The following is a 15,325-nucleotide window of genomic DNA, read 5'->3' on the forward strand; positions in this document are numbered from 1 at the left end:
GCCGGGGGCAACAGCGCGCCTTTCCCGTCGCTGAGAGGGGTCAGCGACGGAAGATCCGGACACCCCCGGCGGGGATCTTGGCGCTGCCGTCGGTGGATTCACCGGTCTGCAGGTCGCTGCCCGCGATCGGCAGGTCGACCGGCGCGGCGCCGTGGTTGATCGCGAAAACGTACTCGCTGCCGTCGTTCCCGTGGCGGGAGACAAGTTCCAGGTCCCAGGGCAGGTCGCGCTCGGCGGTGATCCCGGCCAGGGCCAGCACCGGATCGAGCACACCGGTCAGGGTCTGGTGGTCCAGCACGGTCGAAACGTAGGTGGCGGTACCGCTTCCCAGACTACGGCGAGTGACCGCAGCCTTACCGGCGGCCGGGCCGTCCAGATACTCCAGCACCGTGTCGGCGCCCAGTGAGAGCAGATCCTCGGTCCACACGCTGCCCTTCGCGTCGCCGGTCAGCGCGACCTTCTGCTCGGCCGCCAGCGGCAGCACCTCTTCGACGCTGACCTGCAGCAGGTCGCGCAGGGCGCCGTTCCAGCCGTTGGGGTAAACCGCGTCGTCCGCGTCCACCACACCGGAGAACGGGCCCACCACCAGATGCCCGCCTGCCTCGACGTAGGCCGTCAGGTTGGCTACCGCCTCGGGGGTGAGTAGGTAGGAAGCCGGGGCCAGCACCACCGGGTAGGCGCTGAGATCGGCCGTGGGATGGGCGAAATCGACGGTGATCTTGTCCCGCCAGAGCCGCTCGTAGTATTCGCGGACCTGGGCCCGGGGGAGCAGGTCTACGGTGGGCCGCCACTCCAGGTCCTGCGCCCACAGCGACTCCCAGTCCCACAGAATCGCGGCCTGCGCCTGGACTTTCGAGCCCATCAGGGCAGTGGCGTCGCCGAGCGTGGCGCCCAGTTGCTCGATCTCGCGGAACACCCGGCTGTCGGCGCCGGCGTGCGGCAGCATGGCCGAATGGAACTTCTCGGCACCGCGCCGGGAGGCCCGCCACTGGAAGAACAGGATCGCGTCGGCGCCGCGGGCCAGGTGGCTCAGCGAGTTCCGGGCTATCTCGCCCGGAGCCTTGGCCAGGTTACGCGGCTGCCAGTTCACCGCCGAGGACGAGTGTTCCATCAGGATCCACGGACGATTGCCGGCCAGTGAGCGGGTCAGGTCGGCATCCAGCGCCAGACCCACCTGACTGCGCGGGTCGGCCGCGGTCAGGTAATGGTCGTTGGCCACCACGTCGACCTCGCGGGCCCACTTCCACAGGTCCATCGAGGGGCAGTTGGTGGCCATGAAGTTCGTGGTCACCGGGATGCCGGGGGACAGCTCACGCAGCACGTCGCGCTCGCGGGTGAAGCAGCCGAGCAGTTCGTCGCTGGTGAACCGGGCGAAGTCCAGGCGGTGGGCGGGGTTCGAGGTGGTGGCCGAGATCGCCGGGGCGCTGATCTGGGCCCAGTCCCCGTAGGTCTGGCCCCAGAACGCCGTGCCCCAGGCCTCGTTCAGTGCGTCCAGGCTCTGGTACTTGTGCTGCAGCCACTGCCGGAAGGCCGCGCTGCTGACCTCGCAGTAGCACTCGGAGATCGGGGCGCCGTACTCGTTGTGCACGTGCCACAGCGAGACCGCCGGGTGCTGGCCGTAACGCTGGGCCAGCTCGGTGGTGATCCGGACCGCGGCCGCGGCGTACTCGGGCGAGGAGGGGCAGGCAATACCGCGGGAGTTCGGCGTGATCACCGTGCCGTCGCGCATCACCGGGCGCACGTGCGGGTTCTGCTGCCAGAACCACTGCGGCGGAACGACGGTCGGGGTGCCCAGGTCGACCCGGATGCCGGCGCCGTGCAGGCCGTCGATCACCCGGTCCAGCCAGCCGAAGTCGAACTCGCCCGGGCGCGGCTCGAGCAGACCCCAGGAGAAGATGCCGATGCTGACCAGGTTCACGCCCGCGCGCCGCATCAGCTCGAGGTCTTCGGCCCAGACCTCCTCCGGCCACTGCTCGGGGTTGTAGTCACCGCCGAACGACAGTGCCTGCACCCCGGGCAGCCAGCCTTCGCGCAGCAGGCTCTGGTTGGTCATGAATCCACACCCTCAGTCGCAGATGACGTGCCGACGAGCCTCGTCAGGCGCGTCATCGGCACGGCGCCGACCTGGTTTGTCGGCGAGACGTGTGCACGGTCCCACACTCTGTGTCTCCTGCAAAGCCCCAGTTGGCGGGACCGGAAGCGATCGGGTTGTGACCTTTGGAAGCGTTGACAAGTGCGTATCCAGGTGTCACGTTGTGACCGGTCACACGCGGCGTCGCAGGATCGGCGTCGTCTCGCTTCAACGACGAAGCTGATGCTTCGCAAGGAGGACGTCATGCGGCGAACGCTGCGCGGCAGCCTGGTCACCCTCACCGTCTCGGCCCTGCTGCTGAGCGCCTGCGGCGGTTCCTCGGACTCCGACGCCGCGGCCGGTGACGAGCCCCGCAAGCCCGGCGAGAAGGTCGAGCTGAACTTCTGGTCCTGGGCGCCCGAGATGGACAAGACCGTCGAGGTCTTCAACGAGGCGCACCCGGACATCCACGTCACCGTCAACAAGCAGGACGGCGGCGACCCGGCAGTCACCAAGCTGCTCACCGCGATCAAGGCCGGCAGCGGTGCGCCGGACCTGATGCAGGCCGAGTACCAGGCGCTGCCGACCATGGTCGGGGCCGGTGCCCTGGCCGACATCAAGGGCCAGCTGGGTGACGACGTGCAGGGGCACTTCGCCGAAGGCACCTGGAACGCGGTCACTCTGGGCACCGACGCGGTCTACGCCGTGCCGCAGGACGCCGCTCCGCTGATGTTCTACTACCGCGCCGACGTGCTCGAGAAGCTCAAGATCGAGGTGCCGACCACCTGGGACGAGTACGCCGCGGCCGCCCGCAAGATCAACGAGGACGACCCGAAGAAGTTCCTGGGCACGTTCTCCTCCAACGACGCGGGCCTGTTCGCCGGGCTCACCCAGCAGGCCGGGGCCAGCTGGTGGGGCATCGACGGTGACGCCTGGAACGTGGCGATCGACTCCGAGCCGTCGCAGAAGGTGGCCCAGTACTGGGGCGGCCTGGTCGAGGAGGGCGTCATCGACAACACCCCGATGTACACCCCGTCCTGGAACGCCGCCCTGAACGACGGTTCTCAGGTCGGCTGGGTCAGCGCGGTCTGGGCGCCGGGCGTGCTGGCCGGTAACGCTGCCGACACCGAGGGCAAGTGGAAAGTCGCCCCGATCCCGCAGTGGAACGCCGGTGAGAGCGTGACCGGGGCCTGGGGCGGTTCGGCCACGGCGGTCACCTCGCAGTCCAAGAACAAGGCCGCCGCAGCGGAGTTCGCCGCCTGGCTGAACACCAGCGCCGAGGGCGTGAAGGCGCTGGCCAGCATCTCCAACGTCTACCCGGCCGACACCCAGAACTCCGCGGCCGCGCTCAGCGAGCCCCCGGCGTTCTTCAAGGACCAGCCCGACTTCTACGAGATCGCGGCCGGGGTCAGCGGCACGGTGAACAGCTTCACCTACGGCCCGAACACCAACGTCGCCTACAGCGCGTTCAACGACGCCTTCGGCAAGGCCGCCACCGCCAAGAAGGCCGCCGCCTTCGGCGAGGCGCTGAGCACGATGCAGACCCAGACGCTGGAAGACCTGAAGGCCAACGGGTTCAACGTCAAGTAGTCCACCGATCAACCCCGGGCCCGAAGACCAGGAGTCGACGATGACCAGCGTGACCAACGACCTCGTGAGCGCCACCGCGCAGAAGGACCCGCCGTCGGGCAGTCGGCGGGCCCGGATTCCCCGGGCGCCTTACGTGTTCATGGTTCCCGCCGTCGCCCTGTTCGTGTTCTCGATCGCCATCCCCATCCTGTACACGGCCTATCTGAGCCTGCGCACGGTGAAGGTGGAAGGTCTGGGACTCGGGCCCGGGGCCCGCACCGAGGTCTGGGCCGGCCTGTCCAACTACGGCCGCACCCTCAGCGACCCGGACTTCCTGTCCAGCGTGCTGCGGGTGCTGGGCTACGGCCTGGTCGTCATCCCCGTGATGCTGGGCCTGGCGCTGCTGTTCGCCCTGCTGCTGGACTCGGTCCGGGTCCGCGCCACCCGGTTCTCCCGCCTGGTCATCTTCATGCCCTACGCGGTGCCGGCGGTGATCTCCTCGCTGCTGTGGGGTTTCCTCTACCTGCCCGCGGTGAGCCCCTTCACCCACGCCGCCGAGCAGGTCGGGATCACCCTGCCGCAGCCGATGGCTCCTGGCCTGGTGCTGTTCGCGATCGCCAACATCGCGGTCTGGGGCGGCGTCGGCTTCAACATGATCGTGCTCTACACCGCGCTGAAGGCGATCCCCTCCGACCTGTACGAGGCGGCCCGGATCGACGGCTGCTCCGAACTGCAGATCGCCTGGCGGATCAAGATCCCGATCATCGTGCCCTCGCTGATCATGACCTCGGTCTTCGGGATGATCACCACCCTGCAGGTGTTCGCCGAGCCGACCGTGCTGCGGCCGCTGACCAACAACATCTCCACCAGCTGGAGCCCGCTGATGATGATCTACCGGGACGCGTTCACCCGCAACGACATCTACGCCGCCTCGGCCACCTCGGTGGTCCTGGCCGTGGCCACCTTCGTGCTGTCCTTCGGGTTCCTGCGCCTGGTGCAGAACCGAGCCTTCGCCCAGGAGAACCGATGAAAACCGCTCAGCAGAAGCCCAGCCTGGTCGGCACCGGGGTACTCCTGGTCGGCGCCGTCTACTGCCTGATCCCGGTGGTCTGGGTGCTGATGGCCTCCAGCAAGACCTCCAGCGAGCTGTTCACCACCTTCACCTACGCCCCCGGCACCAGCCTGTTCAGCAACATCGCCGACCTGACGGCCTACCGCGACGGGCTGTTCTGGCGCTGGATGGCCAACACCGGTCTGTACGCCGGGGCCGGGGCCGCGTTGTCCACCCTGGTCTCCGCGATGGCCGGGTACGCGATGGCCAAGTACCGCTTCCCGGGCCGCGGCGCGCTGTTCAACATCCTGCTGGCCGGCGTGCTCGTGCCGGGCGTGATCCTGGCCGTGCCGCAGTACCTGCTGTTCGCCGAACTCGGCATGACCAACACCTACTGGGCCGTCCTGCTGCCCAGCATCATCAGCCCCTACGGCATCTACCTGGCCCGGATCTACGTCTCCGCCTCGGTGCCGGACGAGGTGATCGAGGCGGCCCGCACCGACGGCGCCCAGGACTGGCGGATCTTCCGTTCGGTGGTGCTCCCGATGATGGTGCCCGGCCTGGTCACGGTGTTCCTGTTCCAGTTCGTGGCGATCTGGAACAACTTCCTGCTGCCCTACGTGATGCTCGGTGACGACAAGTTGTTCCCGGTCACCGTGGGCCTGTCCGGTCTGCTGAACCAGGGCGCCCAGCAGCCGGCCATGTACTCGCTCGTGATCCCCGGGGCGCTGCTGTCGATCCTGCCCCTGCTGGCGCTGTTCCTGCTGCTCCAGCGGTTCTGGCAGGTGGATCTGGCGGCCGGCGCGGTGAAGAGCTGAAGTAGCCTTCCGCCGTGCACCTCAGACCGGGCGACAAGCGCCCCACCATCCGCGACGTCGCCGTCGTCGCCGGAGTCTCGAGAGGCACCGTCTCGCGCGTGCTCAACGGGGGCGACCGGGTCAGCCCTCAGGCCCAGGACGCGGTCGCCCGGGCGATCGCCGAGACCGGGTACACCGCCAACCACGCCGCCCGCACCCTGGCCCTCGGCCGCTCGAACACGATCGCGTTCCTGCTCAGCGAGCCCCAGCACATCCTGTTCGAGGACCCGACCTTCGCCCGGCTGATGAGCGGCTGCACCCGGGCCCTGGCCGAGCACGGCTTGCTGCTCACCCTGGTCACCGCCGGCACCCCGGCGATGCGGGAGCGGGCGGTCGGCTACATCTCGGCCCGGCACGTCGACGGCGTCCTGCTGGTCTCCAGCCACGCCGTCGACCCGGTGGCCGAGGAACTGATCGCCACCGGGGTGCCGACCGTGGTCTGCGGCCGGTTCCCCGGCCTGGAGGCCCGGATCAGCATGGTCGGGGCCGACGACCTCGACGGCGGCCGGCAGATGACCAGCCACCTGATCGCGCGGGGGGCAACGAAGATCGCGCACATCACCGGCCAGATGGACACCCCCGGCGGGTTCCAGCGGCTGGAGGGCTACAAGCAGGCCCTGAGCGCGGCCGGGCTGCCGGTGCAACCCGAGCTGATCGTGCACGGCGACTACTCCCGGGCCAGCGGTGAGGCCGGGATGCGGACGCTGCTGGAGGCAGTGCCCGACCTGGACGGGGTGTTCGTGGCCTCCGACCTGATGGCGGCCGGAGCCTGCGCGGTGCTGCGCGAAACCGGCCGGCGGATCCCGGACGACGTGCGGGTCGGCGGGTTCGACGACGCCGGGATGGCCGAGCACCTCGACCCCGGCCTGACCACCATGCGGCAGCCCTTCGAGCGAATCAGCCGGGAAATGGTGCGACTGCTGCTGGCCCGGATCGAGGGGGAGGGAGACGCCTCGGTGTTCCTGCCCTCCACCCTGATCCAGCGGGGATCCACTTGATCGGGGTGCCGCTCGCCGGAGTGCTCTCCGGCGAAACCCGTTCCCGCCCGGGGGGCCGGGGTCAGGAGGAGCCGGCCGAGTCCAGCGCCCAGCAGAGCGCGTAGCCAGTACAGACCACCGCGTGCAGCACCCACTGCCACAGCAGCAGGCTGGTGGTGACGCCGATGATGCTCAGCCCGCCGAACGGCCGTCCCAGGTCGACCGGTAGCGCCAGGAACAGCGTGAACCCCTGCAGGAAACCGGAAATGAACGCGGCGGTGACGATCGCCGAGATCCACGCCGCCCGCCAGCTCGGCCGGCCCGGCGCCACCACCCGGAACATCCAGGCCAGCGGCGCCCAGAGAATCACCCAGATCAGATTCAGCCCCAGGTAGGACGCCGCCAGAGCCCCGGGCAGGCCGCGCTGATTCACCAGATGCTCCACCGTGGGCGTGATCATCAGCAGGGCCAGCAGCATCAGCGGGGCCAGGCCGAGCAGCGGCAGCGTCAGGATCCGGGCCTTGAGCGAAGGCGGCGGCGCCGAACGATGCTGCTCAGGCACCAGCCGGACCAGCGCCCGGCTCAGACCCCGCCCGTAGGCCGAGGCCATGAACACCGCGAAGAGGACCGGCAGCAGGGACAGCGACAACCCGGCGTCGAACAGCGCATTCACCCAGCCGTCGGCCCCCTGCTCATCGGGGATGGCCGCGGCCAGGCTGTCGCCGTAGCCGGCGATCCGTTCGCGGCCGAACATCAGCCCGGCCGTGGCGATCGCGACCAGGAAGGCGGGGATCGCGGCCAGCGTGCCGAACAGGGCGGACCCGGCCGAGAGCAACGCCATGTCGGTCTTCACCAGCCCGGCCCGGGTGCCGGAGATCGCCTGGGTCACGGCTCGTCGGGCCCGTGGCCACCAATGCTGCACCGTCACAGCATCACGCAAACTGCCGAACCCGGCAGCTCAGACCCGTGGATCGGCAATCGCCCAGGGCACCTCCGTCGTGCCGTCGCCCGCCCCCAACGCCGCCCGCGCACACAACCGCCCCTGATCTCGCAGCGGATTCGTCACCGACACGATCCCGGCCTCCAGAGCAGCAAAGGACGCGTCCCAGCCAGTGATCACCGCTCCCTCACCGACCACGGCCCGAGCCCCCAGCGCCAGTTCGTCACTCATCGCCAGCACCACCAGCGGATCCCCACCCAACCGGGCAACCACGTCTCCCATTGCCTTTTCGCCCTGCCCCCGCAGATTCTGCGGCACCACGGCGATCAACGTGGTGTCCCAGCGCGCCCCCAGCGCGGCGCGATACCCCAGCAGTCGGTTGCGGGTCACTGGAAAAGGTATGTCCAGTGGGAGTTCTCGCCCCCAAATTTGAGACGGTTGTCGCGCCCGGTCGAGCGGGAAGCTGAGAATGACGGGAGTCCGGCCGTCTTCCAGTACGGCACGGGCAACTGCGGTGGCGGCCGCCGTGTCGTCCGGCGAGATCTGCCTGATTCCAGGGTATTGCGGACCGCCCTGGATCGCGGCCGGGCGTCCGCTGCCGGCCACCGCGGGGAGCACCGGATCGCCGTCGGTAGTGGTCCACAGCACGTACGCGTCCACCGCGGCACCGAGCACGCGATCGGTGTCGCCGGCATCGCCCCGGGTCGGGATCAGCACCATGCCCAGGCCTTCCTCCACACAGATCTCGGCCACCCCGGCCAGGAACTGCGCGGCCTGCGGATCATCGAAGGCGTAGGAAAGGTGCTCACCCAGGACCACCCCGATCTGCCCGGTCCGCCCGGAACGCAGTGCCCTCGCAGTGCCGTCCGGACGCCGGTAGCCGAGCTCCTCGGCGGCATCCAGCACCTTCTGCCGGGTCGCCGCCGCCACCCGACTGGGCTGGTTGAACGTGTACGACACGGTCATCACGCCCACCCCGGCCGCCGCGGCCACATCCTTGACGGTGGGGCGCCGACTGCTCCCTTTGCGCGCTCGCTCTGGCACGGGCCCACACTAGCTGTGTAACGTTACACAGATGAATCCGTCGCGATCGCACCCCAGCGCTCTCGCCGCGTACGCAGCCTTCGCCGGGATGGGAGTCTTCTGGGGAACCTGGGGCGCCGCGCTGCCCGCTCTCCGCTCCCAGGCCGGGCTCACCGAGGCCCAGCTGGGCACTGCGCTGCTCTTCGTCGGCGTCGGCGCCCTACCTGCCATGTTCCTCACCGGCCGCCTGATCGACCGCCTTGGCCTACGCCTGACCGCTGTGCTTCTGGGCCTACTCGGAGCCGCGGGCACGGTCATCGCCGTCGGTGCCCAGGGCTACGCCGCCGTAGTGGCCTGCATGCTCCTGGTCGGCGCCACCTCCGGCGCCACCGACGTAGCCATCAACACCCTCGCCGGCCAGGTAGAACACCACACCGCGCAGCCCCTGGTAACCCGTGCCCACGGCACTTTCTCGCTGGCCGTCGTCGTCTCCAGCCTCAGCGCCGGTGCCCTCCTCGGCGGCCCCGGCCTGACCACCACCTTCACGGCTGCCCTCATCGCCGTCCTGGCGCTCTGTGCCTTCGTCTGGTCCGGCACCACCTTCACCACCCCAGCCCCGAACCCAGCCACTCGCCCCAATTTGCCCGCCGCCAGCTCATCCACCCCGCTGGCCGATCCCCGGCCAACCACCCGCTCCCAGGCACCCGCGGCCGCAAACCCAGCCGCCCCGTCTCCAGTTCCCGAGCCAGCCGCCCACTTGGATGCGCCCGCGGCTGCAAACCCAGCTACCCCGTCTCTAGTTCCCGAGCCAGCCGCCCACTTGGATGCGCCCGCGGCTGCAAACCCAGCTACCCCGTCCTCGGTTCCTGAGCCAGCCACCCGCTCCGATGCATCCACCGCCGCAATCCCAGCCACAACGTCCGTTGATCCAGGCCCCGCCACCATCATCCCGAAACCCCTGACCCTCGCCGCGCCCCTCCTGCTCCTCGGATTCATCGGCGCTCTGGCCTACGCCACCGAGAACGCCCACCAGAGTTGGGGCGCAGTCCTGATCACCGAGTCCTTCACCGCATCCCCCCAACTCGCCTCCACCGCCCCCGCCACCTTCGCCGCCGCCGCAGCTCTCGCCCGCCTGACCCTCGCCCCGCTTTCCCGCAGCCACCCCGTCCAACTGCTCATAGCCGGCGGGGCCGCGGCCACCGTCGGCAGCATCGTCCTGGCCACCGCCCCGTCCATCCCCGTGGCGCTCCTCGGCCTGGCCATTGCCGCCCTCGGCACCGCCACCCTTTTCCCCACCCTGATCAGCTATGGCCTACGCACCATCGACCCCGCCCGCCGGGGCCGCGCCACCTCCACCGTGGCCACCACCGCATACCTGGGCTTCCTGCTCGGCCCCGCCTACGTAGGCCTGATCGCCCACGCGGCCACCCTTCGCTGGGCCATCATCGGTATCGCCGCCCTCGCCCTGATCTTCACCGCCGTCGCCGCCCCCGCCAGTCGCTGGGCCGGAAGGCGTGTGCAGGCGCCGGCGCGGCAAAGGTGATGATCAGTGCTGATGATCGGCGAACGGGTTGCTGTCGTCTCGGGGGTCGCGTTGCTCAACGATCCGGCGTCGCAGCAGAAGTAGCTCCTGGCCAGCGGTGTAGGCACGAGTGCGGCGTTCGCCGGTCGGAACCAGAAGATCCGCATCGGCCATCTGCTTCAGATCCCGGCCGGCGGTCTGGAAGCTGATCTCTTCCTCCCCGCTCTCGCGAAGGCTGCTGCGGTAGGTGGCATTACGTACCCGCAGCCCGGACACCGCGTCGAAGAGCGCGGTGAGGCAACGCTCGGGCAGATGGTGTCCGGCGGCGAGATCCTCCAGCCCGATCCACAGTTTCGCGCTCTCGTCGACCCGGCGAAGCATGGTGCTCGCCTGTCGTAGATGTGCCAGCAGGGCGAACTGCACCCAGGGGCGGGCGTCGGCGGTGGGGTTCCAGCAGCCCTGCCCTACCTTCGCCAGAACCTCGTAATAGTCCTGGGTGTTCTTGCCCAGGTACTCCTCGATGCTGAGGAACACCGGGCTGAGCAGGCCGCTGCGAGCCAGTACCAGGCTCTGCAGACAGCGGGCCATGCGCCCGTTTCCGTCCTTGAACGGGTGGACCATAACCAGGTTGAGGTGGGCCATCGCCCCGTTCAGAAGGGGATGCTCTCCCGCTGTGGATCGCTTGTTGAGTTCTGCGGCGAATTCCTTCATCAGCGCGGGGACGTCATCGGGCGTGGCGCCTTCGTAGACGATCTGGCCGTTGTCCTCCTTCTGGACGTAGACCGGGCCGGTCCGCCAGAGCCCAGGCCGATTCGCGAGGCTGTAGCTGGTCATCATGAAGTGCAGCGACTTGATCAGTTGGGTCGAGTGCTCGAACTCGTCGTCCTGGCGCAATTGCAGCACATGTGTCATTGCGTCCCGATAACCGGCCAGAGCCCGCTGCGTCTCGTCTCCGGCGTCGATCGGCTCCTCGCCCAACGCGACTGCCGCAGCATCGTCCAGGCGGGCGTCGTAGCCCTCGATGCTGTTCGACCCCTGGATCGCTCGGGCCAGGGCGAGACGGCGCAGGGAACCGCTCCACCGGCGGGGCTCGTGCAACTGCCAACGAAGGCGTTCGCGCAGGTCGTCGATCTGCTGCAGGACGTTCTGCTCGATGTTCCGGGGCGGTGGGGAGGCGATCAGCATGGGTGACCCGTCATGAGGTAATGATGGATGCTATCCATCGCCATGATGATAGCTATCCATCATTACATCATCTCGTTCGGTTCGGCGGTGCGCGCCCGGCTCCGAGGAGGCGCCCGAGGGGGCCTGCGAACCGAGCGCGCACCTGCACCACGCCCGCGACGGAGGGATTGTCTGCGGGGCAGTGCCTTCCGACCGCGGCGCCATTGGTGGGTAGCGCACGCGGCGGGTCTGGAGCGTGTTCCGCCGGTCCCTGCCTTCTTCAGGCGCCCCGTTGCGGGACCAGCGGAGCACACCCTGCCGTGCCTTCAGTTAGCCCTGCCGACCGGGCGCAGGCCAATCACCAGGAAGCGGACAGCCGGATTGTCTCCTTGATCGCAAGTGTGGCCGGGTGTCAGCGGGGAGTGATCCGGGCAGGTGGGCGGCCGGACCGGTGGGCCCAGCGAAAAAAGTTCCCGGGGCGGGGCAACCTTTCGGTCTCGAGGACGGACTTATCGGCGTCAGAAGCGCGGGGCACCGGTGAGTGCGCCCAGGCCGTCCTCCAACGGTCCGGGCGCCGGATCAGGCCTGTTCAGGGCAGGCCTGCCGATGGGCCAGATGCTGGATCCGTTCAGGGCGGAACCGGCGGCCTCACCGGCCCCGCGCGGCCAATCCATGCAGGCCTCGCGGCCCGTCGTGGCCCTTTCACGTCCTGGGAAGGAACCGAATGAACAGCCCCAAGCGCAGGTTGAGCGGCAGGCGCAGGCTCTGGGCCGGTCTGGTCGCCGGGGTCGCACTGGCGGCGGTGGCCGGTTCGATGGCCACCGCGGCGAACCAGTCCTCCTCGGGTTCGGCTGCCAAGAGCGCGGTTTCGGCCGCTGCCGAGACGCCGAAGGCGCTGAGCAAGACCTGGCCGACGCCGACCGGCACCACCAACCTGACCAAGACCCAGTCGGTGAGCAGCTTCGACGGCAAGGGCAAGCGGTTCCAGGGCTGGGGCGGCGACCAGGGCGAGAGCCAGGACCCGCTGTTCAAGGTGGCCGACGGCGGCACGATCAAGAACGTGATCATCGGCAACAAGGCCGGCGACGGCATCCACTGCGAGGGCACCTGCACCCTCTCCAACGTCTGGTGGGAGGACGTGGGCGAGGACGCCGCCACCCAGAAGGGCAAGAAGTCCGGCCAGGTGATGACCGTGGTCGGCGGCGGGGCGAAGAAGGCCAGCGACAAGGTCTTTCAGCACAACGGCCCGGGCAAGCTGGTGATCAAGGACTTCGTGGTCCAGGACTTCGGCAAGCTGTACCGTTCCTGCGGCAACTGCTCCAGCCAGTACCAGCGCTCGGTCGAGCTGAACAACATCCTGGTGGTCGAGCCGGGCAAGTCGCTGGTCGGGATCAACACGAACTACAAGGACACCGCCACGTTCAAGAACGTGCGGCTGTACGACAAGAACAAGAAGATCTCGATCTGCGACAAGTTCACCGGTAACAGCAGTGGCAAGGAGCCGACCAAGACCGGTTCCGGCGCCGACGGCACGTACTGCAAGTACTCCTCCTCGGACATCACCTACAAATAGGGGACGTCCTTGGTCGCCACCGAACGGCGGCTGCGGTTCAAGGGGAAGCGAGTCGGTCCGGTCCCGGGCAGGGGCCGGACCGGCCTGCGTTCAGCAGCCTTTGGCCCAGAACGGTGGCCCGCTCGGCCAGTTCGGCGGGTTCGAGGATCTGGAAGTCGTGGCCCAGCAGCAGGACGTGGGCCAGGATCACGTCCGCCGTGGCCGCGCCGCTGAACACTTCACAGGTGGTGGAGGAGATTTCGCGGACCGAGGCGGCCGAGGGGGAGATCTGCGCGCTGACCGTGGCGGCCGGTGCGTGCACCAAGAACCGGGCCTGATGGGGATAGGCGTTGCCGGTGACTCCTTCCTGCACGTATCGCGCGGCGTCGGGGGCCGTTCGCGGGGCGAAACGCCAGGTGCGGGCCCGGATCGCGGACATCCGGTCGACCCGGAAGGTGCGCCAGTCGTCCCGGTCGAGGTCGAAAGCGAACAGGTACCAGCGTCGTTCGGAAGCGACCAGGCGGTACGGCTCCACCCGCCGGGTCTGCGCCGCATCGTCGCGAGGGTAGTCGAAACCGGCCTCGACCTGATCCCGGCAGGCCCGGGCCAGGGTGAGCAGCGCCTGCGGATCGACCGCGGCCCGCCCTCGGCCGAACGATTCCACCGCTTCGGACAGCGCCTGCACCTCCGGCCGCAGTCGGGCCGGTAGCACCTGATCCAGCTTGCTCAGCGCCCGCAACGCAGCGTCGCCGGACCCGGCCCCCGCCAGCAGGGCAGTGGCCGTAGCGATGGCTTCTTCGTCGTCGAGCAGCAGCGGAGGCAGGACCTGGCCGGGCCCGAGCTGGTACCCGCCGCCGGCTCCCGGTGTCGCATGCACCGGGTAACCCAGGGCCCGAAGCCGGTCCACGTCCCGCCGCACCGTGCGCGTGGTGGTCCCGAGCCGCGAAGCCAGCTCCGGCCCCGTCCACACCTGACGCTGCTGGAGCAGGCCGAGCAGCGTCAGCACCCGCTCGGTGGTGCGCAGATCGCCGGTGCCGTCCGCGACCGAGCCGGCCACCTCGTCCCTCATTCGAACACCCCACCCTCAATCTCAGCCCACTGTCCCAGAGAATGCGGACCGGATCTGTCCGCCATGCCTGCCAGGCTGCGGTCATGGACTGGACCAAGACCCTGCTCTTCCAGTGGGAGTTCCACTGGGACAACCAACTGCGCGCCCGGCTGCAAGGTCTGAGCGACGAGGAGTACCGCTGGGAGCCGGTGCCGGACGCCTGGAACGTGCGCCCCCGGGGCAGTAACCCGGTCGAGTTCGGCACCGGCGACTTCGTGATCGACTACGCGTTCCCCACCCCGGAACCGGAACCGTTCACCACCATCGCCTGGCGGCTGGGCCACGTCATCGTCGGGGTGCTGGCGATGCGCAACGCCACCCACTTCGGGGCTCCGGAGGCCGCCTACGACACCTGGGAGTACCCGGGCGACGCCAAGACCGCCCTGCAGCAACTGGAGGCCCAGCTCGCTCTCTGGGTGGCGGGTGTCGGGCAGCTCAGCGCCGAGGAGCTGAGCACCCCGGTCGGGTCGAAAGAGCCGGCTTTTCCCGAACTGAGCATGGCCGACCTGGTCCTGCACATCCACCGCGAGCTGATCCACCACCTGTCCGAGGTGTGCCTGCTGCGCGACCTCTATCTGCACATCCACCGCTCCGAAGGAGCTCACTGATGAGCCGCGAGTTCCAGGTCACCGTCGACGCCCACGACCCGGCCGCGCTGTCCCGGTTCTGGGCCGAGGTACTGGACTACGTCATCCCCGGCCCGCCCGGCGTGCAGCTCGAGGCCGGGGCCGACCCGCTCGCGGCCTGGCAGGAGTTCCTGGCCGGTATCGGGGTGCCACCGGAGCAGCGCAACACCCGCTCGGCCGTGGAGGACCCGGAGGGCAAGGGGCCGCGCGTCTTCTTCCAGCAGGTGCCGGAGTCCAAGACCACCAAGAACCGTCTGCACCTGGATGTGCGGGTGGCTCCGGAACTGCGCGGCGACGAACGGATGGCGGCGCTGGAGGCGGAGTGCGAACGGCTGATCCAGCTCGGCGCTCAGCGGTTGTACCGGGTGGAGCCCGAGCCGCCGATGGGCTTCGGGTTCATCACCATGGCCGATCCGGAGGGTAACGAGTTCTGCCTCGACTGAGGTCTCACTTCTCGGGAAACCCCACCGACGCCCTGACTGCCCGCTTGGTGGGGTGGCTCGGCCTGGTCAAGGTTCGTGGCCACCGCACCGGGTAAGGAGAAGCAGCCCTCGGACCGCGAGTTGTCAGGTGGCGGATGGGGGCATCTCGACAATGTGTACACCCGGTACCGGATGGACCACCTTTACACATTACGAGCCGTCGTCCGCCGGGCTCTGTGTCATAGCACTGGGGTAGCAGTGGCTTTGGGAGGTCCTGGTGGGGCGGCTTAGGGAGTGTTCTGGAAGTCGCTGCTGTAGCGAGGAGGTGCCTGGTGGTCCGTCTGGCAAGCCGTTGGGGCGCCCTCGTAGCGGCCACCGGGTGCCCCGCAGTAAGCATGGACCCCAAAACACGACCTAGAAGTGCGCGGATCCGGACCAACCCG

At 69.0% G+C, this 15,325-nt stretch carries 13 protein-coding genes; 8 read left to right on the top strand and 5 right to left on the bottom strand.

The features are described from left to right. Nucleotides 1-40: 40 nt before the first annotated feature. On the bottom strand, nt 41-2,053 hold the full coding sequence (locus LR394_RS18140; protein WP_231443452.1) for a beta-galactosidase: 2,013 nt from the start codon (nt 2,051-2,053) through the stop codon (nt 41-43). 282 nt (nt 2,054-2,335) lie between these two features. Here LR394_RS18140 and LR394_RS18145 point away from each other — a divergent pair, with 282 nt between their 5' ends. Genes LR394_RS18145 through LR394_RS18160 form a run of 4 tightly spaced genes read left to right on the top strand, consistent with a single transcriptional unit; the run spans nt 2,336 to nt 6,546 of the window. Then, the gene (locus LR394_RS18145) at nt 2,336-3,661 is read left to right on the top strand and encodes an ABC transporter substrate-binding protein (RefSeq protein WP_231443454.1); all 1,326 of its coding nucleotides are present in this window, start codon (nt 2,336-2,338) and stop codon (nt 3,659-3,661) included. A 40-nt stretch (nt 3,662-3,701) separates the two neighbouring features. Then, the gene (locus LR394_RS18150; RefSeq protein WP_231443456.1) at nt 3,702-4,670 is read left to right on the top strand and encodes a carbohydrate ABC transporter permease; all 969 of its coding nucleotides are present in this window, start codon (nt 3,702-3,704) and stop codon (nt 4,668-4,670) included. Then, nucleotides 4,667-5,509, top strand: coding sequence for a carbohydrate ABC transporter permease (locus LR394_RS18155; protein WP_231443459.1), 843 nt, complete (start codon nt 4,667-4,669; stop codon nt 5,507-5,509). The genes LR394_RS18150 and LR394_RS18155 overlap by 4 nt, the downstream gene beginning before the upstream one ends. A gap of 14 nt (nt 5,510-5,523) precedes the next feature. Continuing rightward, a complete protein-coding gene (locus tag LR394_RS18160) occupies nt 5,524-6,546 on the top strand; it encodes a LacI family DNA-binding transcriptional regulator (protein ID WP_231443461.1) in 1,023 nt (340 codons plus the stop codon). A gap of 61 nt (nt 6,547-6,607) precedes the next feature. On the opposite strand, the gene LR394_RS18165 is transcribed toward LR394_RS18160, so the two are convergent. Both LR394_RS18165 and LR394_RS18170 read right to left on the bottom strand, forming a co-directional pair. Then, nucleotides 6,608-7,453, bottom strand: a complete 846-nt coding sequence (locus LR394_RS18165) for a YhjD/YihY/BrkB family envelope integrity protein (RefSeq protein WP_231443463.1) — start codon at nt 7,451-7,453, stop codon at nt 6,608-6,610. A 30-nt stretch (nt 7,454-7,483) separates the two neighbouring features. Further along, complete coding sequence (locus LR394_RS18170) at nt 7,484-8,509, bottom strand: LacI family DNA-binding transcriptional regulator (protein ID WP_231443464.1); 1,026 nt, start codon at nt 8,507-8,509, stop codon at nt 7,484-7,486. 31 nt (nt 8,510-8,540) lie between these two features. On the opposite strand from LR394_RS18170, the gene LR394_RS18175 reads away from it, so the two are divergent. Next, entirely contained in the window at nt 8,541-10,031 is a 1,491-nt protein-coding gene (locus LR394_RS18175) for an MFS transporter (RefSeq protein ID WP_231443466.1), read from the top strand. 3 nt (nt 10,032-10,034) lie between these two features. On the opposite strand, the gene LR394_RS18180 is transcribed toward LR394_RS18175, so the two are convergent. Further along, nucleotides 10,035-11,195, bottom strand: coding sequence for a Fic family protein (locus LR394_RS18180; protein WP_231443469.1), 1,161 nt, complete (start codon nt 11,193-11,195; stop codon nt 10,035-10,037). A gap of 703 nt (nt 11,196-11,898) precedes the next feature. Here LR394_RS18180 and LR394_RS18185 point away from each other — a divergent pair. Further along, on the top strand, nt 11,899-12,747 hold the full coding sequence (locus tag LR394_RS18185) for a pectate lyase (protein WP_231443471.1): 849 nt from the start codon (nt 11,899-11,901) through the stop codon (nt 12,745-12,747). A gap of 37 nt (nt 12,748-12,784) precedes the next feature. Here LR394_RS18185 and LR394_RS18190 read toward each other — a convergent pair whose 3' ends face one another. Further along, a complete protein-coding gene (locus LR394_RS18190) occupies nt 12,785-13,795 on the bottom strand; it encodes a helix-turn-helix transcriptional regulator (protein ID WP_231443473.1) in 1,011 nt (336 codons plus the stop codon). Nucleotides 13,796-13,878: 83 nt separating this feature from the next. On the opposite strand from LR394_RS18190, the gene LR394_RS18195 reads away from it, so the two are divergent. Together LR394_RS18195 and LR394_RS18200 are read left to right on the top strand one after the other, a co-directional pair. After that, nucleotides 13,879-14,442, top strand: coding sequence for a DinB family protein (locus LR394_RS18195; RefSeq protein ID WP_231443474.1), 564 nt, complete (start codon nt 13,879-13,881; stop codon nt 14,440-14,442). Further along, the gene (locus LR394_RS18200) at nt 14,442-14,903 is read left to right on the top strand and encodes a VOC family protein (RefSeq protein ID WP_231443476.1); all 462 of its coding nucleotides are present in this window, start codon (nt 14,442-14,444) and stop codon (nt 14,901-14,903) included. Before LR394_RS18195 ends, LR394_RS18200 begins: the two co-directional genes overlap by 1 nt. Nucleotides 14,904-15,325 lie beyond the last annotated feature (422 nt).

It is taken from the genome of Kineosporia babensis, from assembly GCF_021129305.1.
Lineage (GTDB): Bacteria > Actinomycetota > Actinomycetes > Actinomycetales > Kineosporiaceae > Kineosporia > Kineosporia babensis.